The sequence below is a fragment of the Kitasatospora kazusensis genome (assembly GCF_039529945.1).
GTDB lineage: Bacteria > Actinomycetota > Actinomycetes > Streptomycetales > Streptomycetaceae > Kitasatospora > Kitasatospora kazusensis.
The window spans coordinates 1-21,296 of sequence record NZ_BAAANT010000038.1; the positions used below are offsets into that span (position 1 = coordinate 1).

Genomic DNA, 21,296 nt, shown 5'->3' on the forward strand with positions numbered 1-21,296 from the left:
CCTTGCCCAGCACCGGCAGACCCGCGTTCGGCATGCAGGACAGCCCGATCCGGGCGTTCTTCGCCAGGTAGCGCAGGTGCTCGCTCATCTCCGCCGGACCGGTCGCACAGTTCAGCCCGATGAAGTCCACCCCCAGCGGCTCCAACGCGGTGAGCGCCGCACCGATCTCCGAGCCGAGCAGCATCGTGCCCGTCGTCTCCACCGTGACCTGGACGAACACCGGCAGGTCCAGGCCGGCCGCGGCGATGGCCCGCTTGGAACCGAGGATCGCGGCCTTGGTCTGGAGCAGGTCCTGCGAGGTCTCCACCAGCAGCGCGTCCGCGCCACCGGCGATCAGGCCGGCCGCGTTCTCCTGGAAGCCGTCCCGCAGCACCTGGTACTCAGCGTGGCCGAGCGTGGGCAGCTTGGTCCCCGGGCCGATCGAGCCGAGCACCCAGCGCGGCCGGTCCGGCGTCGCGTGGCTGTCGGCGGACTCGCGGGCGATCCGGGCACCGGCCTCGGAGAGCTCGAAGATCCGCTCCGGGATGTCGTACTCGGTGAGCGCCGCGAAGTTGGCCCCGAAGGTGTTGGTCTCCACGCAGTCCACGCCGACCGCGAAGTACGCGTCGTGCACCGAGCGCACGATGTCCGGGCGGGTCACGTTCAGGATCTCGTTGCAGCCTTCGAGCTGCTGGAAGTCCTCCATCGACGGATCCTGCGCCTGGAGCATGGTGCCCATCGCACCGTCGGCGACCACGACGCGGGTCGCGAGGGCTTCACGCAGGGCGTTCGCCCGGCTCTGCTGGACGGCTGCTGCCTGGGTGGACGAGGGGACGGCGGTGGCCATGGGGCTACTCCCTGGGTGCGACGGCTGTCGGCTATACGGCCCCTCCATGCGGGGCGCACGTCGTCAGGGTATCCGTACGAAAGGCCGCCGTCCGATCCCATTCCGCATCCTGGGCGTTTCGCTCCACGGGGGCGAGACGGTCCGGCCTGCGAACGATCAAGCCGAGGCGGTGCGCGGCACTCGTACCGGTGGCGCCCGTACCGGTGGGGTCGGCCACGTCGGCCGGGGCCCGTACCCCGCGCCGGGACGGCGTCCGGCCCGGCCACGCCCGGGCCGGCGGGTCCCAGGGGGAGGCCGGGCTCGCCGGGTTGACGCGACAGCCGGCCGGACGTACGGAGCGCCGCCGACCACTGCTTTCCGTCACCGTCCGACTACCATGCGTGCTCAACGGCCGTGGCGGATCGCGCGCGGCCCACCGGCCAGCCATCGGAGAACCCACCCGTGCGCCACCAGCTCCTCGCCGCAGCCGCCGCCCTGACCGTCACCCTGAGCGCCGCACCGGCCGCCGCGACCCCGCCCCCGACGCAGTACGCCGCGCTCGGCGACTCCTACGCCGCCGGGGTCGGCGCGGGCTCGTACGACCAGGCGAGCGGGGACTGCCACCGGAGCTCCCGCTCGTACGCCGCGCTCTGGGCCGCCGAGCACCACCCCGCCGCCTTCCTCGCCGCCGCGTGCAGCGGGGCCGCCCTGCAGGACGTGGTCGCCGACCAGCTCCCCCGGGTCGGCGCCGACACCACCCTGGTCACCCTCACCGCCGGCGGAAACGACCTCGCCTTCGCCGACGCGGTGGGTGCCTGCCTCCAGCCGTTCACCACCGACGCCCGGTGCGACGCCGCGCTGGACGAGTCCGACCGCCTGCTGCGCGAGGAGCTGCCCGGCCGCCTGGACACGACCTACCGGGCCGTCAGGACCGCCGCCCCGAACGCCCGGGTGGTGGTGACGGGCTATCCGCACCTGTTGGAGACCGGGGGCCTCTGCGCGGTCGGCACCGAGCCGCGACGCGTCCGTTTCGACGCGCTGACCGACCGCCTGGACGAGCTGATCGCGGCTCAGGCCGACAAGCAGGGCTTCCGGTTCGCCGATCCGCGCGGCCCGTTCGGCGGTCACGGAGTGTGCGCCCGCGACGGCCGGGAGTGGATCAACCGGATCGTGCTGACCAGCCTCTGGGAGTCCTTCCACCCGACGGCCGACGGCCAGAGCCTCGGCTACCTGCCGGTGGTCGCCGCCGCTGCCGAGCAGTAGGCCCGGCCGCTCGCCCAACCCCTTTCCGGGAGGGGTATCAAAGCCCGTAGGCTGGGCAGGTAGGGACCATGGAACAGCCAGTTCCATGCGGACAACGTTCAGAGGTTCAGCAGTCGGCGAGGGGCCGCAGGCCCCCGTACTCGCAATGCGGGGGTGGCCGCCGGCCGACCGGAGGGAGACGCTGGGTGATCGAGCTGGAGGATGTTCCCGAGTTGATCGACCCGGTGATGGTCTGCGCGTTCGAGGGGTGGAACGACGCGGGCGACGCCGCCTCGGCGGCGGTCGGCCACCTGGACGAGACCTGGGGCGGCAAGGTGTTCGCCGCGCTGGACGCCGAGGACTACTACGACTTCCAGGTCAACCGCCCCACCGTCTGGCTGGACGGCGGGGTGCGCCGGATCACCTGGCCGACGACCAGGCTGTCGGTGGTCCGGGTGACGGAGCCCAAGACCCGGGACCTGATCCTCGTCCGCGGGATCGAGCCCAGCATGCGCTGGCGCTCGTACTGCAACGAGCTGCTCGGCTTCGCCCACGAGTTGGGCGCCGAGCTGGTGGTGATCCTCGGCGCGCTGCTCGGGGACACCCCGCACAGCCGTCCCGTCCCGGTCAGCGGCGTCACCTCGGACGCCGCGCTGGCCCGGACACTGGACCTGGAGGAGAGCCGGTACGAGGGGCCGACCGGCATCGTCGGCGTGCTCCAGGAGGCCTGCGCGCACGCCGGGGTCCCGGCCGTGACGCTCTGGGCCGCCGTGCCGCACTACGTGGCGCAGCCGCCGAACCCGAAGGCGACCCTGGCGCTGCTCAACAAGCTGGAGGACCTGCTCGACCTGCGGATCCCGCCGGGCGACCTGACCGAGGACTCGCGCGCCTGGCAGCTCGGGGTGGACCAGCTCGCGGCCGAGGACAGCGAGGTCGCCGAGTACGTCCAGCAGTTGGAGGAGGCCCAGGACACGGCCGAGCTGCCGGAGGCCTCCGGCGACGCGATCGCCCGGGAGTTCGAACGGTACCTCCGCCGCCGCGACAACCTCGGCCCGACCGGCGAGAAGCCGGTCGCCGGGCACGCCACGGCGGAGCGCACGTCCGAGCCCAAGGACACCAGGGAGGACCCGGACGAGGACCCGGGCGAGGAGAAGGAACAGGACGAGGACTCCGAGTAGGGGCACCCGGACCCGGAGAGACCCGAAGGGGCGTCAGGAGGACCTGACGCCCCTTCGGGCTGTCGCACGGAGTACGACGGGGTGCTACAGCGCCACGCCGAGCAGCGCGTCGACCGTACGGGAGACCAGGCCGGGTGCGGTGATGTCGCTGCCGCCCGTCCCCTCCTGGAGGGCCGCCCAGCGGTCCACCGCGGCGAGCGCGGCGGGGGCGTCCAGGTCGTCGGCGACGGCGGCCCGGACCTCGGCGAGCAGCGCCTCGGCCGACGGGCCGTCGGGGCGGGAGACCGCCGCACGCCAGCGCGCCAGGCGCTCCACCGCGCCGTCCAGGTCGTCCTTGGTCCACTCCCAGTCGCTGCGGTAGTGGTGCGCGAGCAGCGCGAGCCGGATCGCCGCCGGGTCCACGCCGTCACGGCGCAGCGCGGAGACGAAGACCAGGTTGCCCCGGGACTTGGACATCTTGTGCCCGTCCAGGCCGACCATGCCGGCGTGCACGTACGCGTGGGCGAACGGGTGCGCGCCGCTGGCGACCTGGGCGTGCGAGGCGCCCATCTCGTGGTGCGGGAAGGAGAGGTCGCTGCCGCCGCCCTGGATGTCGAAGGACATCCCGAGGAACTGCAGCGCGATCGCCACGCACTCGATGTGCCAGCCGGGGCGGCCGTGGCCGAGCTCGGTGTCCCAGGCGGGCTCGCCGGGCCGGGCCGCGAGCCAGAGCAGCGCGTCCAGCGGGTGCTTCTTGCCGGCCCGCTCCGGGTCACCGCCGCGTTCGGCGAAGACCGGCGCCATCGCCTCCCGGGTCAGCCCGGAGACCTGGCCGAAGCGCGGGTCCGAGTCGACGGAGAAGTAGATGTCGCCGTCCAGCTCGTACGCGGCGCCGCTCGCCAGCAGCTTCTTGACCAGCGGGACGATCCACGGGATCGACTCGACCGCGCCGATGTAGTGGGCCGGCGGGAGCATCCGCAGGGCCGTCATGTCCTCGCGGAAGAGCGCGGTCTCGCGCTCGGCGAGGGCCGTCCAGTCCTGTCCGGTGGCGATCGCCCGCTCCAGCAGCGGGTCGTCGACATCGGTCACGTTCTGGACGTACAGGACGTCGTGACCGGCGTCCTTCCACACCCGCTGCACCAGGTCGAACGTGGTGTAGGTGGCGGCGTGGCCCAGGTGGGTGGCGTCGTAGGGGGTGATGCCGCAGACGTAGAGCCGGGCGGGGCCGTCCTGCGGCACGACCTCCCGGACAGCGCCGGTGGCGGTGTCATGGATACGAAGGGGGAGCCCCTGACCAGGCAGGGCGGGAACCTCGGAGGCGGGCCAGGCATGCATGAAAAAGACTCTAACCTTGCGATCATTTGAAAGCCTAACCAGTACGCAAGATCGGCTGGAATCAGTTTTCGATCGCGTCATGTCCGATCAGCGGCACACTGCGCCCGGATTTCGGTCGCTTTCGGGCCGAAACGGGCGGCCCGGCCCGGCCTCGGCGCGGGGTCCCCGGTACCGGGGACCTCAGACCAGGTACCTCAGGCCCGGGCGCCTCGGACCGGATGCCTCAGACCGGCGGCCAGGGGATCGACGGCCACTCGGCCGAGGGCGCCGGGTGCTGCCCGGTCCGGCGCAGCACGGCGACCCGCTCCCGGGCCGCCGTCAGCTCGGCCGCCGTGAGGTGCGGGGCCAGCCGCTCGGCGAGGGCGCCGTCCAGCTCCGCCGCGAGGCGCTCCAGCACCTCCAGGGCCTCCGCCGGGACGGGCTGCCCGGCCCAGCCCCACAGCAGCGTCCGGAGTTTGCCCTGGACGTTGAAGGTGACGCCGTGGTCGATGCCGTAGAGGCGGCCGTCGGCGGCCGGGATCCAGTGCCCGCCCTTGCGGTCGGCGTTGTTCAGTACGGCGTCGAGCACCGCGAGCCGGCGCAGCCGGTCGTCGTCCCGGTGCACCAGCAGGGCCGTCCGGCCCTCGCCGAGGTCGGCCCGGACGATCGGCAGCCAGCCGGGCGCGGGACCGGCCGGGTCCTGGAGGTCGAGCAGCTCGGGGGCCCCGGCGTCGGGCTCGACCCAGAGCTGGACCATGCCGGGGCCGTGCGGCCCATCCCGGAGCAGGGTGGGCGGGACGAGTGCCCAGCCGGTGGCCGCCGCCACCTCGTACGCGGCGACCTCGCGCCCGGCGAGGGTGCCGTCGGGGAAGTCCCACAGCGGGCGCTCCCCCGCGACGGGCTTGTAGACGCACGGCGCGGTCACGCCGTCGAGGCTCGCGGTGCAGTACAGGACGGCGTTGGAGGCGTCGGTGACCCGGCCGTGCACGGCCAGCTCGCCCCGGCCCAGCAGCTCCAGCGCCGCCGCGGGGTCGGCGGCGAGCGCGGCGCCTGCCACCGGATCGGCCGCCGGGACGGCCTCCGCGTTCAGCGCCGGTAACCGTTCGCGCGCGGGCACAGGTGGCCCTCGGGGTCCAGCGGGAGGTTGCAGAACGGGCAGGGCTTGCGGCCCGCCGCGACCAGATCCAGGGCGCGCTTGGCGAACACCCGGGCCATCGCCCCGGACAGCCGCACCCGCAGCATGTCGGGGCCGTTCTCGTCGTCCTCGAAGGCGTCCGCCGCGTCCTCGGCGTTCTCCTCGTACTCCTCCGCGCCGCCGTCCTCGGTCACGGCCTGCGCCTCGACCACCAGGCACTCGTCCACGCCGTCCCAGGCGAGGGCCATCGTGCCGACCCGGAACTCCTCCTCCAGCGGCAGGTCGAGCGGCGCGCTGTCGGCCAGTTCGGCCGGTGCGACGGCCGGGATCGCCGCCGAGCCGCCGCTGCGCCGCAGCGCCTCGTCGAGCACCTGGTCGACCCGCTCGGCCAGCGCGGCGACCTGGGCCTTCTCCAGCAGCACACTGGTGATCCGCCCCCGGGCACTGGCCTGGAGGAAGAACGCCCGCGCGCCGGGCTGGCCGACCGTGCCGACCACGAACCGCTCGGGCTGGTCGTAGAAATGGACCTGACGGGGCACGCTCTTGCTCCGGGTTCTGATCGATCGTGGGCTCATTGCCACCCTACGGCCTGCGCGGCGGGCCGGGGACGTCAGGTGCCGACTCGCCCGTCGGGTGTCAACTCGGCGTCGTCGTCCTCAACTCAGCGTGACCGGGCGCCGGTCGGCCCGGACGGCACGCTCCGGCTCAGCTCGCACCGGTGTCGCCGCCGACCACCGCGTCGCCGCCGGCGGCGGGCGCGTCGGGACGGGGCGCGAGCGAGGCGAGGCTGCCGGTGTCGCCGACCCGCAGGACGAAGGGCCGCAGCGGGGTGTAGCGGATCGCGGTGACGGAGCAGGGCTCGACCGAGATCCGCTGGAAGTGGTCCAGGTGCAGGCCCAGGGCGTCCGCGATCACGGCCTTGATGACGTCCCCGTGCGAGCAGGCGATCCACACCGAGTCCGGCCCGTGCTCGGCGGCGATCTTGTCGTTCCACTCCCGGACAGCGGTGACCGTGCGGTGGCTCAGCTCGCGCAGCGACTCCCCGCCGGGGAAGGCGGCGGCCGCCGCATGGTCCTGAACGGTCCGCCAGAGCGGCTCGCCCGCCAGCTCGGAGAGCGGACGACCGGTCCACTCCCCGTAGTGGCACTCGCCGAGCCGCTCGTCGACCGCCGGCGGGTCGAGCTCCGGACGGGCGTCGAGCAGCGGCTGCAGGGTCTGCCGGCAGCGCTCCAACGGGCTGCTGACCGCCTGCACCAGCGGGATGTCCGCCAACCGCGCGGCGAGTCCGGCCGCCTGGGTGCGCCCGGTGTCGTCCAGATCGACCCCAGGGGTCCAACCGGCGAGGATTCCGGCCGTGTTCGCGGTGGAACGGCCATGACGGACGAGGAGCAGGGTCGGCATGGTGCCCAGCCTACGGCGTGGCGGCGCCGCCGTGCAGGAGCCCGCCACGGCCGTCACCGGCGCGGTGCAGCGGACGGAGCGGCTCCACACATGTGTGGTGCCCTCTGCGGACGCGGACCCCCTGCCCGGCCACCGTCGTCCCGGACGGCAGGGGAGAGCGAGTCGGCCATGACCCCGAACCCTGCCTTCCCGGTGGACCGGGGTGCACCCCGGTCCACCGGGCGAGCTGCTCGACGGCAGCAGGCCGAGGCTAGAGTGCCGATCATGTCCGACCCCACGCCGTACGAGGACCACCACCCCGAACCAGCCACGGTGGACCGGTGGTTGGCCGACCTCGGGTTCCTGGTGCGCGCGGCTCCCACAGTGGTGGAGCCACTGTTGGAGCGTGCGTCCGGGGCCTCCGCGCGGTTGGCGGCGGCGGTGTACCGGGCCTCGGCGCACCTGCACCGCGATGCGACCGAGGGTGTGCGTCGGCAGTTGCTGGCCATGGATGCCGCGCGTTTCGGCGACCGGGTTCTCTCGGCACGGATCAGCTCGATACCGGCAGCCGGGGAGGAGGAGGCGCAGTGGAGAGTGGACTGGGCCACCGGCTCGCTGGTCGACGGCAGGTTCAGGCACGTCCTCACCGGACACACCGGCCGGGTGTGCACGGTGGCGACGGCGGTGGTGGACGGCCGCACCCTCGCCGTCACCGGCAGCGAGGACGGTTCGCTCCGCCTGTGGGACCTGACCACCGGGCGGCAGGACGGCGAACCCCTCACCCTCGTCGACTGGGTGGCCGAGGTGATGGCCGTGGCCACCCTGGAGCTGGACGGCCGGCCCCTGGCGGTCACCGGCGACGTCGACGGAATGGTCCGCATCTGGGATCTGACCACCCGTGAACAGGTCTGCGAACCCCTCGCCGGGCACGACGGCTGGGTGTGCGCGATCGCAGTCGCAGTGGTGGACGGCCGCACGCTCGCCGTCACCACCGGCGAGGACGGCACCGTCCGGCGCTGGGACCTGACCACCCGCCGGCCGGTCGGCGCACCCCTCACCGGCCACGTCGCCGGGGTCTGGGCAGTGGCCACCGTCGTGCTCGACGGCCGTACCCTCGCCCTCACCGGCGGCGACGACGAGCTGGTGCGGGTGTGGGACCTGGCGAGCGGCGAGCAGTTCGGCGAACCCCTCGACCGCCACTTCGACCGGGTGTGCGCGGTGGCGACCGTCGTCATGGACGGCCGCACCCTCGCCGTCACCGGCGGCGAGGACGACCGGCTCCGATTCTGGGACCTGGCCACCCGCGAGGAGGCCGGCGACCTCGTCCACGGCCACGTCGGCGGGGTGTCCTGCCTGGCGACCGCGGTGGTGGACGGCCGTACCCTCGCCGTCATCGGCGATCCCGACGGGACGGTCCGAGTGTGGGACCTGGCCACCCGCACCCCGGTCGGCGAGCCCCTCGTCCTCCACACCGACGCGGTGTTGGCGGTGACCACCGTCGTCACGGACGGCCGCACCCTCGCCCTGACGAGCGATCTCGACGGGATCACCCGGGTATGGGATCTGACCGCCGACCAGCCGCTCGGCGCGCCAATAGCCGGCCACACCGACTGGGTCCGGTCGGTGACGACGGCCGAGCTGGACGGCCGGACCGTCGCCGTCACCACCGGCGACGACGGGACGGCACGGGTCTGGGACGTGGCCACCGGCAAGCCGCTCGACCACCCCGTCCTCGGACCCGGCCCCGGGACACGCGCGGTCACGACGACCGTGCTCGACGGTCGTCCCGTCGCCGTCACCGGCAGTGGCGACGGGACGGTACGGGTCTGGGACGTGGCCACCGGCCGACAGCTCGGCGATCCCCTCGACGGGGCCGAGCTGGGCGAGTTCGGGGTGGCGACGGCGCTGGTGGACGGCCGCGCCCTCGCGGTGAGCGGCGGCTACGACGGCGCCGTACGCGTGTGGGACCTGGCCACCCGGGAGCCGGTCGGCCAACCCCTCACCGGCCACCAGGCCCGGGTGTGCGCGGGGGCGACGCTGGTGGTGGACGGCCGCACGCTCGCCGCCACCGGCAGTCACGACCGGACGGTGCGGCTGTGGGACCTGGCGAAGCACGAGCAGGTCGGTCCGCCCCTGGTGTTCCCGTTGCCGGTCCGCGCACTGAGTGTGGCGTCGGGTGGCCGGCTGGTGGTGGGCTTCGGCACGGAGGTCGCGGTGCTGTCCCGACGCTGAACGGGCATCGAACGGGCACTGACCCGGCGCCGACCTGTCGGAGCGGGCCCACCCGCTCGAACCGCCCGTCCTCACCGGACAGTTCCCGCCCGAGGTGACCGCCGGGACGATATCCGGCGCTACCACGCCGACCCAGGCATGTCGTCTCCTCGCCGGCCGGCCGACTGCCGACGCGCCACGATCTCCCCATCACGTACTGTCAGCACACCATCTTCCTTGACGACTTGGGGTGGCGGCCATACCGAGCGCGCCTCGCTCTGCGCTTCGCTCAGGCGGTGCTTGAGCAGCAGCACCCGGCCGTCCTGGTCGCGGACGACGCCCGTCACGCCGACCATGAACTTCGAGTGCCACAGCCACAGAACGCGCCACTGCATCGGCCCCCTGATGATCCGCCAGAGCTCTTGCGGATCAAATGCCAACGCCCTTCACGTACTCCTCGAAAGGCACAGATTCGGCGATTGCAACCCGCTGATACTCGATGAACAAGCCGATGCCACCTTCGAACACAGTGCGGTCAGTCTGCGTTCCGTCGGGGAGGTAGTTCATGAGCACTACCTCCTTCTTGTCGAACATCCAATAGTCGGTGACGCCGGCCAGCGGATTCGGACGGCCCGTGACATCCATGATTCGCACGTCTTCACCGGCCCACACGTGCGGCAGGTAGTACATGAACTCATAGCGCAGATACTCGGAGAGCGGTCGCGTGACGATGTGCACTCGCCCCTTGACCTTTCCTTCGCCCCGCACCCGCTTGAGGTCATTCGTGTATTCATTGGAATGCGCGCGCGGGTCGATGCGCTCCCCTGCCCGGAACGCGCGCAGCTCCTCGGCTTCCTGCGGGACGTTGTAGGCCGGAAGGGTCTCAAGCCGCCACGCTTCCGTCTGGAACTCGCGGAACTTGGCCTGCCAAGCCTCACCATCCAAGGACACGAACTGCCTCCCGAAGCACACTCTCGGGGATCTCCACGAGCCCTTCACCACTGGGCGGCGTGAAGGCGTCGGACATGTTCCCCTGAACCACGAACGTCCCCCGCTCGGTGCGGTAGACGTTGGGGCAGTCGTTCTGATTGCACTCCCCCGAGTCACTACCATTGCCCGTGTTGGTCAGCCGCGTGAGACCCGACCTGTCGTCCATCTCGACCCCCCCTGGAAGTACGGCCCCGTCAGACCGTTTGACCATGACGCTAGAGAGCCGATCAGTGTCTGTCCATGACAGGACAGCAGTATTCCCGTACTGGACTAAGAATCATGAACGAGGGGCCGCCCGGCCCAGTACAAACGCCGAACAGACAGCGCCCGCAACCGCCGTACGGGGTCACGGGCGCATTATCGGTACCGGTCGTACCGAGAAGTCCGCTCCCCAGGGCCGGGGCGGCTCGTGCCACCTTGCTGGTGCACCCGGCCCCGGGCAGCCCGGAGGTCAGGCCAGGCCCGCGTGCTCCAGCTCCTCGACGCCCGTGCGCAGCGCGTTGATCCGCTCGTCCAGGGTGAAGCCGGCCGGGGCCCAGTAGCACTTCGCCCCGGCACGCCCTCTGAGAGGTCCGTACCTGGGCCGATGGTGGCGCTGTCAGCGCTGAGTGAAGTCGTCTGCTTCGTACCTATCGACGGCGAGGAACGCACCCGCCGTGTAACTGTCGCCTAGCGCGACCCATTCTTGGGGCGGGGTGGGCGCCGGGTCGGACGGGGCGGGACTCGGGTCGGGCGTGTGGAGGACCGCATGGCCGTTCACCCAGGCGAATCGAGCCGCGTATACCGCGCCAGAACTGTTCACCACGGGAAGCTCGGACGGGACGTACTTCCCATCGCTCACGACGACCACGGGCCGACCGTCCCGGTACTCGATCGACAAGGTCGCGGCGTCCTCGGGCTTGACCTGGTCGGCCGGAATCAGCGCGGGTTCCTTGGGCGCCGCTACCCCGGAGGTAGGAGTCAGCCCGAGGCTTGCCATCTGCTCGGGTGACATCTGCACCTTGGCGGGGCCCTTTGAGTTGGGTGTGGTCTCGGGCATCGCTGTCTCCTCGCTCGCCGGCTCGCTGCCAGCGCGCCCACATCCTCCCATAACGGAGCGTCAGCGAACCATCACCCACAGCGGCTCAACGATGCAGCCATGCGGCGATGCCCCGCCCGTGCGCCTCGGCGGGACGTGCGCGGACGGGGCGGTCAAGAGGCGCTACTCGCCGGGGTCTGGTCCGGTGTAAGCGGGTGAGCGGAAGATGCGCGGGAACGTTCGTGGGCCGTGGCGCTGGTCGAGCCACGCCGTCAGTGCGCTCAGGTCTCCGCCGACCATGGCCGCGATGATCAGCCCGTGGAGTGTGTCCGCTGCGGTTCCCCCGGTCTCGGTGAGGAACATCCGGTACCGAGCGCCGACGCCACGTTCATAGCTGGCCATGGCCAGGTTGAAGCGGGAGGCGACACCGGGTGCAACGTGGTCGAAGTCAGCAGCTTCCAGTTGCCCCGTGGTGTCGCGGAAGGCAAGCCGGTCAGCCGGTTCGACGCGGTCTGCAAGACCGAGCCGCGCAGCCACCGTGTGAGCGAGCGTCCGGGCCTCCCGGTCCGTCGCTCCCTCCATCACGATGCCGAGGTTCCGAGTCGTCCCCGCATCCGCCTGGTCCGGGGCCGAGTAGGTCCGACCGTTGCCGTCGCGCCGGTTGATCCCGTAGCGGCTGCGGACCACCTGCCCGCCCTGGAGCCGGTACTCGCGGAACGAGCCGAAGTGCAGGCAGTCATGGGCGTAGGACCGCAGCAGGTCGAGCGCCACCAACTCCGGAGAGGACAGCCGGGCGTCACTCAGCCTGCCGTACCGGGTGATGACGGAGGCGAGCTGAAGGTGCCGGTATCCCTGGTCTGGGTGGTGGAAGCCTCCGAAAGCATCGCGTTGGGTCGAGCGGACACCCACCCACACCCGGTCGATGGGCAGCAGTTGTCCCAGGCCGAGCTGACGGTACCGGTCCGCCAGCAGGGCAGCGCCCTGCCGGAAGACCTCCCGCGCGGCGTCATCGGCCCACGTGTCGAGCACCCAGTGCAGCAGCGAGAACGTGATGTGCGGGTGAGCCTGGTTCAGCGCAGCCGTTGCCCGCTGTGCCGCCAGTCGCTGGGCCAACTCAGCGCGCTCGGCCACGCCGTCGGCCAGGTGCTCGTTCGGCCCCAGGCACGAGGGGGTGAGCGAGCGACCGAGGTTCAGAAGCACTGACGGCTGATCAACTGCCGATGCGAGCCCTGAACTCCCTCGGGGAGATTGTCCGGTGAGAACCATCGAGCCTCCAAGATCTCGAACGAAGCGACCTTGATCCGTCCACTGACGTACAGCGCCTCGTAGGCGACTTCGACGCGCAGCTTGTAACCGCTCTTCAGGTGCGCCAGCTCGCACACCTTCACGGTGAGCCCGGTCTCCTCCTGGACCTCGCGGACGATGGTGTCCTCGAAGGTCTCCTTCGCATTCGCGTAGCCGGTCGGCAGACCCCACTGCCGCCCCTCCGGCCACAGGCGGTGCTTGAGCAGCAGCACCCGGCCGTCCTGGTCGCGGACGACGCCCGTCACGCCGACCATGAACTTCGAGTGCCACAGCCACAGAACGCGCCACTGCATCGGACCCCTGATGATCCGCCAGAGCTTGGCAACGATCTTCTTCATGGGTTCGCCCCTTCATTGGTCGGGCCACTCCCGCGCGCCGCTCGCGCGATCGGCCCACGATCCCGCACCACCGGCCAGCAGCACCAAATCCGTGATCACCTGATCACTCTCAGTATCCTCAGTGGTGGTGTCGGTTACGGCCGCGCTCCGCGTTCAGCGTCGCCTGACGGGCCCGCTCAGCGGCCACGAGATCCGGCGCTTCGGGGCCGTCCGCCGACCCACGGGGCACCGGGGCATAGAGATCGAACAGCAGCCAATCCGAGTGCTCCTCGGTCGGCCCCTTGCGCCCTTTCGCCCGGACCCTCGTGGCACTCACCGCGTACTGCTTGCGGGTGTCGGCCGTCATGAGCCACAGACGCGCGTGGTAGGCATCCGGGAACGCCAACAGCACCGGTTGGCCGGAGTCGTCCGGCAGCGTGCAGAACTCGCCGAGGACCACATCCCGCAGGGCATGGGACCCCGCCGCAGCCACCACCTCGTAACGCATCACGGCGCGCGGCTCAGCCGGACCGGATTGGCTTTCCACTGCTACGGACATACCTGGCTCCCCTTTGCTCGGCATTGTGGTGAGAAGCCAACGTAGGGGCCTGCCGAGCTCGGAGCTAGCCGATTTCCAGTTCCGTCAAGAAGTCATCCCGAATTCCTTCCAGCATCCGCCTCATGGCATTGCCAATCAGCGCCATCTCCGCGAATCCATCGATCTTTCCGATGTACAGTTCGACATCTCGCGGGTCGGTGATTGTCACTTCGGCGTGAACTGTCTCGATCGCCACCATGCGCTCATCTCGGATGACAAACGAATGTGCCGGCACATCGCACTGAGGCACACTCAAGGGGACCACCCGAATATCGACATGCGAAAGACGAGAGGCAGAGATGATCCGGTCCAACTGCCCAGCCATCATCGCGGCCGGCACGAGGCGCCATCGGAGAACAGGTTCGGTGATGACGAATTGCAGCGCCTTCGTGGTGTCGTAGAGGGCCTGCTGCCTGTCGATTCGCGCCGCCACCGCCCGGGACAGCTGCTCTTCCGTGAGACCTTTCCGCCCGAACACAGCTCGTGCATATTCGGGCGTCTGCAAAAGGCCAGGGACAAGTGACGGCTGGAAAAGACGAATTCGTCTCGTGGTCTCGTCCAAGGCTCTGATCTGCTGTTGCTTCCGATGGTGGCCCAGGCGCCGGATCAGGCGCCATGCCGTGGCCTCGGTGGCCTCCGCCCGTGCAACGGCCATGTACTCGGCCTTGACCTCAGCGGATACGCCTATGGCTGTCAGGATGCGCTCTACATCCACAACCGTGGGTGACACCTTGCCGGTCTCGATCTTGCTGAGCTTGCTTGCAGACATGACGGCGCTGCGGGCCACGGCCTTGGCTTCCCGACCGGAAGCCTGCCGGAGTTCCCGCAGCGCCGTACCGAGGCTTGTCCTGTTCACGCGCCGTACTGAGCCCACCATTCCGCGAACGGCACAGCATGCGCCATGGCGGTATCACGGTAAGCCTGAAACTGGGCCAGCCGGTCGCCTTCCAGAAATTCCGTGCCGAGATACTTGCCACCTTCGTCATACTTCATGGCAGCTACGGTCGCGTCGTCGAAGAGCCAGAAATCCGGCGCCTCAGGAATCGGATTCTCACGACTGGTCGCATCGAGGATAAAAAACTCCTCACCAGCCTCCGCGTTCCGCTGATATCCCCATCCGAGTTCAAAGCGAAGATAATCAGTCAGAGGCCGAGAGACGACGTGGACCCGGTACATGCGCTTACCGGCCCGAGTGGCGCCAGCGACGGTCTTGACCCACCCGGCATTCTTGTAACCCTCCGGCTGCTCCTCGCCGGCAAGAAATGCGTGGTACGCCTCGACCCCACCGGATCGACTGTAGTCGTCCAGCGTTTCAAGGCGAAACGCCTCCCGATTGAACTCCGAGAACCAGTCCCCGAGGGTCCTAGACGAGGTTGTCACGAACGGCCTTTCGAATGAGTTCGATCGGGATCTCGACCAGGGATTCGTGAGCCGGAATCTGGAGACCGTGCCCCGTCACTTGCTCACCCTGCACCGCGAGCGTCCCCCGGTCGGTCAGGTACAGGGTCGGGCATTCGCCCTCGTCACAAGAACCCACAAGCCGTGTCAGCCGCACTGGTGCCCCCTCTAGCCGGTTGCAGTGTCTGGTCCGATCCTCCCGATGGGGCCAGGCAGCGCGCAAGAGTCCCGGGTTTCCTCTACTGGAAACTGGGGTCCGGTCGACGCCCGAACAACCCACCACCCACACTGGTCATACGACCAACACATGATCAGTTGGGCCGTCAGTGGCGACGTCGGCGGGGTGAAGCGTCATGCTCCCCCGGCCGGCCGGACGGCGTGACAGCTCTCCAGGGGCAGGTCCATGGCCTCCCGCCAGGCTGCCGGAAACTCGGCGGCCGGCTTCGGACGACTACTCGGAGCGGTGAGCAGACGGCGCCCGCAGCCGCCGTACGGGGACACGGGCGCGTCATCGGTACCGGTCGTACCGAGAAGTCCGCTCCCCGGGGCCGGGGGCGGCTCGCGCCGCCTTGCGGGTGCACCCGGCCCCGGGGAGCCCGGAGGTCAGGCCAGGCCCGCGTGCTCCAGCGCCTCGACGCCCGTGCGCAGCGCGTTGATCCGCTCGTCCAGGGTGAAGCCGGCGGGGGCCAGCGTCAGGGTGGTGACGCCCGCGTCGGCGTACGCGTGCATGCGGTCGGCGATCCGCTCCTTGGTGCCGAGCAGCGAGGTCGAGTCGATCAGCTCGTGCGGGACGGCGGCGGCGGCTCCCTCGTAGTCCTTGGCGAGGTAGCGCTCCTGGATCTCGTCGGCGGCCTGCTCGAAGCCCATCCGGCGGGTGAGCTGGTTGTAGAAGTTCTTGTCCTTGCTGCCCATGCCGCCGATGTAGAGCGCCGCGTACGAGCGCTGGCTGTCGGCGGCGGCCTTGACGTCCTCGCCGACCGAGATGGTGACGGTCGGGCAGAGGTCGAAGCCGTCCAGCGTCAGACCGGCCTTGGCCCGGCCGGCGATCAGCGGGTCGACGGAGAGGGCGGCGTGCTCGGGGGCGAAGAAGATGCCGAGCCAGCCGTCGGCGATCTCGCCGGTCTGCTCCAGGTTCTTCGGGCCGATCGCGGCGATGTAGAGCGGGATGTGCTCGCGGACCGGGTGGACGGTCAGCTTGAGCGGCTTGCCCGGGCCGCCGGGCAGCGGGAGCGTCCAGTTGTCGCCCTCGTGGACCAGGCGCTCGCGGGACATCGCCTTGCGGATGATCTCGACGTACTCGCGGGTGCGGGCCAGCGGCTTGTCGAACTTGACGCCGTACCACCCCTCGGAGACCTGCGGGCCCGAGACGCCGAGGCCGAGCCGGAAGCGGCCGCCGGAGAGGGTGTCCAGAGTGGCGGCGGTCATCGCCGTCATCGCGGGGGTGCGGGCCGGGATCTGGAAGATCGCCGAGCCGACGTCGATCCGCTCGGTCTTGGCGGCGACGTAGGAGAGCACGGTGGCGGCGTCCGAGCCGTACGCCTCGGCGGCCCAGCAGACCGAGTAGCCGAGCCGGTCCGCCTCCTGGGCGACCGCGATGTTGTCGGCGTCCATGCCGAGTCCCCAGTAACCGAGGTTGATGCCGAGTCGCATGTGGATGCCAAGCCTTCCGGGAAGGTGCGCCGCTGTGAGGTGCCGACCGTGGGTCCGCCGAGCGTAACCGGGCCGTCGCCGGTCATGCTACTGGCCGGTAAGTGTGTCCCGTGTCACGCCTCGCGCCCCCGCGCCCTGCGGGTCTGCCGCGGGCCCCGGGCGAGGCCCGCTACGCTCTGCCGACGTGGGGGGCGGCTCGCCCCACCTGCGGGTTCGTCAGGGGTATGGCAGCACCTGCGGGTCAATCAGCTGACGGAGGGGCTGCCCCGGTGGAAAAGCGTCAACTCGGCCGGACCGGACTGCGGGTCTCCCGGATCGGCCTGGGCACCATGACCTGGGGCAGTGCCACCGACGAGCAGGAGGCGGCCGAGCAGCTCAAGTCCTTCGTGGACGCGGGCGGCACCCTGGTCGACACCGCCGACGTCTACGCGGACGGCGGCGCCGAGTACCTGCTCTCCCGCCTGACGGACGGCCTGGTCCCGCGCTCCGAGCTGGTGATCGCCACCAAGGCCGGCAGCGTCGCCGACGAGGACCGGCGCTTCGACGCCTCGCGCGGCCGGCTGCTGGCCGCACTGGACGCCTCGCTGCGGCGGCTCGGCACCGACTACGTCGACCTGTGGCAGGTGCACGCCTTCGACCCCGACACCCCGACCGAGGAGACCATGCACGCCCTCGACCTGGCGGTGGCCTCCGGCCGCGCCCGGTACGTCGGGGTCTCCAACCACAGCGGCTGGCAGCTCGCCAAGGCCGCCACCTGGCAGCGCGCGGACGCCTCCCGGGTGCCGCTGGCCAGCACCCAGATGGAGTACTCGCTGCTCCAGCGCGGGATCGAGCGGGAGGTGCTGCCGGCCGCCCTGGACGCCGGGATCGGCGTGCTCGCCTGCTCCCCGCTCGGCCGGGGCGTGCTGACCGGCAAGTACCGGCACGGCGTCCCGCCCGAGTCGCGCGGCGCGTCGCCGTACCTGGCCGGCTTCGTCCAGCCGTACTTCGGCGAACGCTCCCGGCACATCGTCGACGCCCTCGCCACCGCCGCCGACGGACTGGCCAGCAGCCCGCTCGCGGTCGCGCTGGCCTGGCTCCGCGACCGGCCCGGGGTGGCGAGTGCGCTGGTCGGCGCGCGGACGGCCGCCCAGCTGCAGTCGGCGCTGTCGGTGGAGGCGCTTACGCTTCCGGAGGAGATCCGCGGTGCGCTGGACGACGTTTCGGCGCCGGTGCACCGCTATCCCGACCAGGGCTGGACAGAGCTGTGACGCTGTGAGGAGCGAGTGGTGAGTGACGTGGAGAAGGACGCTCCGGAGCAACGCACGGAGGCCGTCGCGGCGTTGGCGGACGCGATCCGGATGGTGGAGCGGCGTGAGGGCGACCTGCCGTCCGCCGACACCGCCGCCGAGGGCGCGCCGGGTGCCGCCGATCTGCGTGCCACCGACCTGGACGCGCAGCGGGCCGCCGCACTGCGGGCCGCCGCCGAGGTCCTGACGGAGGGCGGCGCCCCGGCCGAGTTCGCGGCCGCCGCGCTGGCCGAGCTCGGCGAGGGCGCCGCCGACGCGCTGCGGGCCGACCCGTGGGCCGTGCTGGCGCTGCCCGGTGTGCGGCCCGAGCAGGCCGACGGCTTCGCCCGGGGCCTGCTCGGCGCCACCGCCGGCCCCGGCGACCCGCGCCGGGCGCAGGCGCTCGTGCCCTGGCTGCTGGAGCAGGCCGCGCTGCGCGGGCACTCCGCCCAGGAGATCGGCGAGCTGGCGGCCGGCCTGGAGAAGCTCGGCCTGCCGGACGCGGCCGGGGCGCTCCAGGCGGTCGTGACGGACGGCCGGGTGATGGCCTTTCAGGAGGAACTGTCCGGCCACCAGCCCGCCGCCTCCGCCACCTCGGAGGACGAGGACGACGAGCCGCCGATGCGGACCCTGCTCGCTCTGGAGCGGCTCGCCCTCGCCGAGGAGAGCCTCGCCGACGGCCTCGTTCGGGTGATCTCGACCTTCGTACCGGGCGAGGACGGTGCCGAGGCCGCCGAAGACAGCGAGGACAGCAAAACCTCCGAAGACTCGGAGGGCGAGGTCCGGAACGAATCCGAGAGCGAGGAGACGGCCGAGGCCGGCCCGGTCGTTCCCGGCCCGGCGGCCTGGGAGGCCGCGGCGGCCGCCGCGCCGTCCTCCTCCTCCGCCGCGCTGATCCGGGCCGTCGCCGACAGCGCCCTGGTGGCCCACACCGGCGGCGAGGCGGCCCGGGCGGAGCTCGCCGCGCTGCTGGACGCCGCCCGGGGCCTCGGTCTGCGCACCTGGGCAACCACCTGGAGCGACCAGGGCCGCGACAGTCTGGCCGCCCTGCTGCCCGGCACGGATGTCGCAGATGCCGCAGATGCCGCGGCCGGGACGCCGCCGGTGGCGGTGCTGGCCGAGCTGCTGACCGGTACGGCCGGTCCCGGCCGGGCCACGGACGGCTCGCTGGCGCTCGACCTGCTCGTGGTGCTGGACGCGCCGCTGCTCGACGTCGAGCTGGCCGCCACCCTGCTGGAGGCGCTCGCCGACGGCACCCGGCTGCTCCTCAGCGGCGACCCGGGCCAACTCTGGTCGGCCGGGCCCGGCCGGTTCTTCGCCGATCTGGTGGCGGCCAAGGCCTGCCCCGTCGTCGCCTCCCGGACTCCGGACTTCGGCCCGATCGGCGAGTTGGTCTCGGGCATCGGCATCGGCGAGCTCCAGCCCGTCGACGCCCCGGACAAGGAGGTGGTGATCCTCACCGCGAAGGACGGCGGCGAGGCCGTCCACCGCGCCGTCCAGTTGCTCACCGACTCCATCCCGCGCGCCCTGGGCATCCCGGTCGAGCAGGTGGTGCTGCTGACGCCCGGCCACGGCGGCGGTGCGGGCACCCGGGCGCTGAACGCCGCCGCGAAGGCGCGGCTCAACCCCGGCCCCGGGCGGTTCGGCGGCTTCGACCCGGGTGACCGGGTGGTGTACTCGCCGGTCGCCGGCCTGGCCAGTCCCGGGCGGGTCCTGGACGGCGACGCGTCCGGGCTGCACCTCGAACTCACCGACGGCACCCGGCTGACCCTCGCCCCCGCACAGGCCGCCAAGCTGCGGCACGGCTGGGCACTCACCGTGCACCAGGCGGTCGGCCGTCGCTGGCCCGGCGTGGTCGTCGTACTCCCCGACGACGCGGCCGCCGGGCTGACCCGCCAATGGGTCTACACGGCGTTCGGCCGGGCCGAGCGGCACCTGTCCGTCGTGCACGCGGCGGGTCCCGCCCTGCACCAGGCCGTCACCGAGCGCGCCGCACAGCCGCGTACCACCCGGCTGCGCGCCATCCTGGCCGAGCACGCGTAGCCGGCCGGGCACGCGCAACGGCCCGTACGGCCGCCACAGCCCGAGGGGGCACTCCCGGCCTTCAGCCGGGAGTGCCCCCTCGGGTCCGTCGGGGAGCCGTCAGGCCTCCGGGTCGAGGCCGTCCAACTCGTCGTCGTAGACCTCGCTGACGTCGAACCGGCAGATCAGCAGCTGCGGATCGGCGCCCTCGAACGGCTCGGGCAGCCACTCCCCCGGCTCGCTGGGGTCGGTCGCGGCGACCCAGATCGTCGAGTCGCCCTCCTCCAGCCCGAACTCCTCGCAGCGGGCGGCGATCTCGTCCGGCTCGTACTCGCCGAACAGCACGCCGATGGCCGCGTTGACCGCGCCCTCCGGCCCGCCGCCCGGGGTGAGCGAGCTGTCGACCCGCTCGGCCTGCGAACGCAGCCGCTTGGGGTCGGCGACCAGGTAGTCGCGGCGGATCAGCACGCTGATCGCCTCGGGCTGGTCCGGGCCCGCGTAGGAGCCCGCACTGTCGTCCCCGGGGACTTCGAAGGGGGTCACCTCGTCGAAGACCTCGTACAGGATCTGGTCGTAGGCGATTGCTGCCGCCGCGAGCTCCTCGTAAGCGGTGGCGACAGCGGGATCATCCGCTTCCGCCGGGGCGGAGACCGCTTCCAGGTGACGGTCGATGGCGGCCTTGACCGCCTCGGCGGCGGCGCGTACCTCGGCGATGGTGAGCTGCGCGGCATCAGACATGGTGCTGACGCTATCTCCCCCAGGTGGCGACACGCACAGGGGTTGTCTCCTACGCCCCTGATTTCACCGCAACTTACGCCCGGATGTCCGGTCCGGGTGGTTCTGTGCCCGCCCCTGCGGGAGTCCGGAACGGCTTCCGCGCCGGTTCGGCTCCGCTTCCGCGCCGCTTCGACTCCGGTCCCGGACGGCTCGGGACCGGTCCTGGATCGGTCCACGGCGGGTCCGCGACCGTTTCCCGGCGGGTTGGAGACGAGATCGCGGCGGGTTCGCGACCGATCGGGGTCCGGTCCAGGACGGCTCAAGGACGACGACTCCGGAAGGGGTCCGGGACTGCCGACGGCCCTGCCGGGGTATCCCGTTCAGCGGGGTGTCCTACCGGAGGAGCAAAACTGATTGACTGTCAGGACCCATGACGACAGGCTCGCTGCCGGACGGATCACACCGAGCAAATCCGACCCCGTTGTCAGCCGCAGGCCAGGCCGTACCCTTGCCTGCAGGCATCCCGCAGGAGGAACGTCTTGACCCCACCGAAGCTGGTCCGGCAACCGGAGTACGAGTACCAGTCGCTGCGCATGCCGCGCGGCACGACCCGCAACGCCGCCCGGCAGCTGCTCACCGAGCACGCCGAGTACGGCCACTGGGAACTGGACCGGCTACGGCTCTTCCCGGACGGCAGCCGTACGGTGCTGCTGCGGCGCCGGATCATCCGGCAGGTCCGGAGCTGGTAGCCCGCAGGGGCCGTGCGCAG

Annotated in this window: 22 protein-coding genes and 1 pseudogene; 6 read left to right on the forward strand and 17 right to left on the reverse strand. The window is 71.5% G+C overall.

Features of this window, described 5'->3' with window-relative positions:
- On the reverse strand, positions 1-826 hold an 826-nt coding region (locus tag ABD330_RS25335; RefSeq protein WP_344468299.1), incomplete at its 3' end, for a homocysteine S-methyltransferase family protein.
- 441 nt (positions 827-1,267) lie between these two features.
- Here ABD330_RS25335 and ABD330_RS25340 point away from each other — a divergent pair.
- Positions 1,268-2,068: an SGNH/GDSL hydrolase family protein gene (locus ABD330_RS25340; protein WP_344468300.1), complete on the forward strand. Its 801-nt coding sequence runs from the start codon at positions 1,268-1,270 to the stop codon at positions 2,066-2,068.
- Positions 2,069-2,253: 185 nt separating this feature from the next.
- Complete coding sequence (locus ABD330_RS25345) at positions 2,254-3,225, forward strand: PAC2 family protein (RefSeq protein ID WP_344468301.1); 972 nt, start codon at positions 2,254-2,256, stop codon at positions 3,223-3,225.
- Positions 3,226-3,309: 84 nt separating this feature from the next.
- Here the strand turns inward: ABD330_RS25345 and mshC are convergent, their stop codons facing one another.
- The 4 genes from mshC to ABD330_RS25365 form a co-directional block, all read right to left on the reverse strand.
- Complete coding sequence (gene mshC / locus ABD330_RS25350) at positions 3,310-4,539, reverse strand: cysteine--1-D-myo-inosityl 2-amino-2-deoxy-alpha-D-glucopyranoside ligase (RefSeq protein ID WP_344468302.1); 1,230 nt, start codon at positions 4,537-4,539, stop codon at positions 3,310-3,312.
- A 223-nt stretch (positions 4,540-4,762) separates the two neighbouring features.
- Complete coding sequence (locus ABD330_RS25355) at positions 4,763-5,635, reverse strand: SCO1664 family protein (protein ID WP_425555634.1); 873 nt, start codon at positions 5,633-5,635, stop codon at positions 4,763-4,765.
- Complete coding sequence (locus ABD330_RS25360; protein ID WP_344468303.1) at positions 5,605-6,192, reverse strand: DUF3090 domain-containing protein; 588 nt, start codon at positions 6,190-6,192, stop codon at positions 5,605-5,607. Before ABD330_RS25360 ends, ABD330_RS25355 begins: the two co-directional genes overlap by 31 nt.
- Positions 6,193-6,358: 166 nt before the next feature.
- Positions 6,359-7,054, reverse strand: coding sequence for a histidine phosphatase family protein (locus tag ABD330_RS25365; protein ID WP_344468304.1), 696 nt, complete (start codon positions 7,052-7,054; stop codon positions 6,359-6,361).
- A gap of 264 nt (positions 7,055-7,318) precedes the next feature.
- Between ABD330_RS25365 and ABD330_RS25370 the strand changes: the two genes are divergently transcribed.
- Positions 7,319-9,265 carry a WD40 repeat domain-containing protein gene (locus ABD330_RS25370; protein WP_344468305.1) on the forward strand — a complete coding sequence of 649 codons (1,947 nt, stop codon included), beginning with the start codon at positions 7,319-7,321 and terminating at the stop codon, positions 9,263-9,265.
- A 269-nt stretch (positions 9,266-9,534) separates the two neighbouring features.
- On the opposite strand, the pseudogene ABD330_RS25375 reads toward ABD330_RS25370, so the two are convergent.
- The 11 genes and pseudogenes from ABD330_RS25375 to ABD330_RS25425 all read right to left on the reverse strand — a co-directional run.
- Positions 9,535-9,639 (reverse strand): annotated as a pseudogene (locus ABD330_RS25375) (NUDIX hydrolase); the annotation flags it as partial.
- A 34-nt stretch (positions 9,640-9,673) separates the two neighbouring features.
- Positions 9,674-10,195 (reverse strand): DUF6879 family protein, encoded by a 522-nt coding sequence (locus ABD330_RS25380; RefSeq protein ID WP_344468306.1) that lies wholly within the window; start codon positions 10,193-10,195, stop codon positions 9,674-9,676.
- Entirely contained in the window at positions 10,179-10,400 is a 222-nt protein-coding gene (locus tag ABD330_RS25385) for a hypothetical protein (RefSeq protein WP_344468307.1), read from the reverse strand. Before ABD330_RS25385 ends, ABD330_RS25380 begins: the two co-directional genes overlap by 17 nt.
- 432 nt (positions 10,401-10,832) lie before the next feature.
- Entirely contained in the window at positions 10,833-11,273 is a 441-nt protein-coding gene (locus tag ABD330_RS25390) for a hypothetical protein (RefSeq protein WP_344468308.1), read from the reverse strand.
- Between the two features lie 162 nt (positions 11,274-11,435).
- The gene (locus ABD330_RS25395; RefSeq protein WP_344468309.1) at positions 11,436-12,452 is read right to left on the reverse strand and encodes a hypothetical protein; all 1,017 of its coding nucleotides are present in this window, start codon (positions 12,450-12,452) and stop codon (positions 11,436-11,438) included.
- Entirely contained in the window at positions 12,443-12,895 is a 453-nt protein-coding gene (locus ABD330_RS25400) for an NUDIX domain-containing protein (RefSeq protein ID WP_344468310.1), read from the reverse strand. The genes ABD330_RS25395 and ABD330_RS25400 overlap by 10 nt, the downstream gene beginning before the upstream one ends.
- 118 nt (positions 12,896-13,013) lie before the next feature.
- The gene (locus tag ABD330_RS25405) at positions 13,014-13,433 is read right to left on the reverse strand and encodes a hypothetical protein (protein WP_344468311.1); all 420 of its coding nucleotides are present in this window, start codon (positions 13,431-13,433) and stop codon (positions 13,014-13,016) included.
- Positions 13,434-13,497: 64 nt separating this feature from the next.
- On the reverse strand, positions 13,498-14,328 hold the full coding sequence (locus ABD330_RS25410) for a helix-turn-helix domain-containing protein (RefSeq protein ID WP_344468312.1): 831 nt from the start codon (positions 14,326-14,328) through the stop codon (positions 13,498-13,500).
- Positions 14,325-14,852 (reverse strand): DUF6879 family protein, encoded by a 528-nt coding sequence (locus ABD330_RS25415; protein WP_344468313.1) that lies wholly within the window; start codon positions 14,850-14,852, stop codon positions 14,325-14,327. The genes ABD330_RS25410 and ABD330_RS25415 overlap by 4 nt, the downstream gene beginning before the upstream one ends.
- Positions 14,836-15,027, reverse strand: coding sequence for a hypothetical protein (locus tag ABD330_RS25420; RefSeq protein WP_344468314.1), 192 nt, complete (start codon positions 15,025-15,027; stop codon positions 14,836-14,838). The genes ABD330_RS25415 and ABD330_RS25420 overlap by 17 nt, the downstream gene beginning before the upstream one ends.
- Before the next feature lie 446 nt (positions 15,028-15,473).
- Positions 15,474-16,520, reverse strand: coding sequence for an LLM class F420-dependent oxidoreductase (locus ABD330_RS25425; RefSeq protein WP_344468315.1), 1,047 nt, complete (start codon positions 16,518-16,520; stop codon positions 15,474-15,476).
- Positions 16,521-16,789: 269 nt separating this feature from the next.
- Here ABD330_RS25425 and ABD330_RS25430 point away from each other — a divergent pair, with 269 nt between their 5' ends.
- Both ABD330_RS25430 and ABD330_RS25435 read left to right on the forward strand, forming a co-directional pair.
- Positions 16,790-17,770, forward strand: coding sequence for an aldo/keto reductase (locus ABD330_RS25430; protein WP_344468316.1), 981 nt, complete (start codon positions 16,790-16,792; stop codon positions 17,768-17,770).
- 18 nt (positions 17,771-17,788) lie between these two features.
- The gene (locus tag ABD330_RS25435) at positions 17,789-19,831 is read left to right on the forward strand and encodes an ATP-binding domain-containing protein (RefSeq protein ID WP_344468317.1); all 2,043 of its coding nucleotides are present in this window, start codon (positions 17,789-17,791) and stop codon (positions 19,829-19,831) included.
- Positions 19,832-19,930: 99 nt separating this feature from the next.
- Here ABD330_RS25435 and ABD330_RS25440 read toward each other — a convergent pair whose 3' ends face one another.
- Complete coding sequence (locus tag ABD330_RS25440) at positions 19,931-20,548, reverse strand: hypothetical protein (protein WP_344468318.1); 618 nt, start codon at positions 20,546-20,548, stop codon at positions 19,931-19,933.
- A 533-nt stretch (positions 20,549-21,081) separates the two neighbouring features.
- Here ABD330_RS25440 and ABD330_RS25445 point away from each other — a divergent pair.
- Entirely contained in the window at positions 21,082-21,276 is a 195-nt protein-coding gene (locus ABD330_RS25445; protein WP_266301036.1) for a DUF5703 family protein, read from the forward strand.
- Positions 21,277-21,296 lie beyond the last annotated feature (20 nt).

Coding starts and splice junctions, on each gene's coding strand:
- mshC (WP_344468302.1), bottom strand. CDS start 4,539: ATGCATGCCTGGCCCGCCTCCGAGGTTCCCGCCCTGCCTGGTCAGGGG.
- ABD330_RS25365 (WP_344468304.1), bottom strand. CDS start 7,054: ATGCCGACCCTGCTCCTCGTCCGTCATGGCCGTTCCACCGCGAACACG.
- ABD330_RS25370 (WP_344468305.1), top strand. CDS start 7,319: ATGTCCGACCCCACGCCGTACGAGGACCACCACCCCGAACCAGCCACG.
- ABD330_RS25385 (WP_344468307.1), bottom strand. CDS start 10,400: ATGGACGACAGGTCGGGTCTCACGCGGCTGACCAACACGGGCAATGGT.
- ABD330_RS25390 (WP_344468308.1), bottom strand. CDS start 11,273: ATGCCCGAGACCACACCCAACTCAAAGGGCCCCGCCAAGGTGCAGATG.
- ABD330_RS25400 (WP_344468310.1), bottom strand. CDS start 12,895: ATGAAGAAGATCGTTGCCAAGCTCTGGCGGATCATCAGGGGTCCGATG.
- ABD330_RS25405 (WP_344468311.1), bottom strand. CDS start 13,433: ATGTCCGTAGCAGTGGAAAGCCAATCCGGTCCGGCTGAGCCGCGCGCC.
- ABD330_RS25425 (WP_344468315.1), bottom strand. CDS start 16,520: ATGCGACTCGGCATCAACCTCGGTTACTGGGGACTCGGCATGGACGCC.
- ABD330_RS25440 (WP_344468318.1), bottom strand. CDS start 20,548: ATGTCTGATGCCGCGCAGCTCACCATCGCCGAGGTACGCGCCGCCGCC.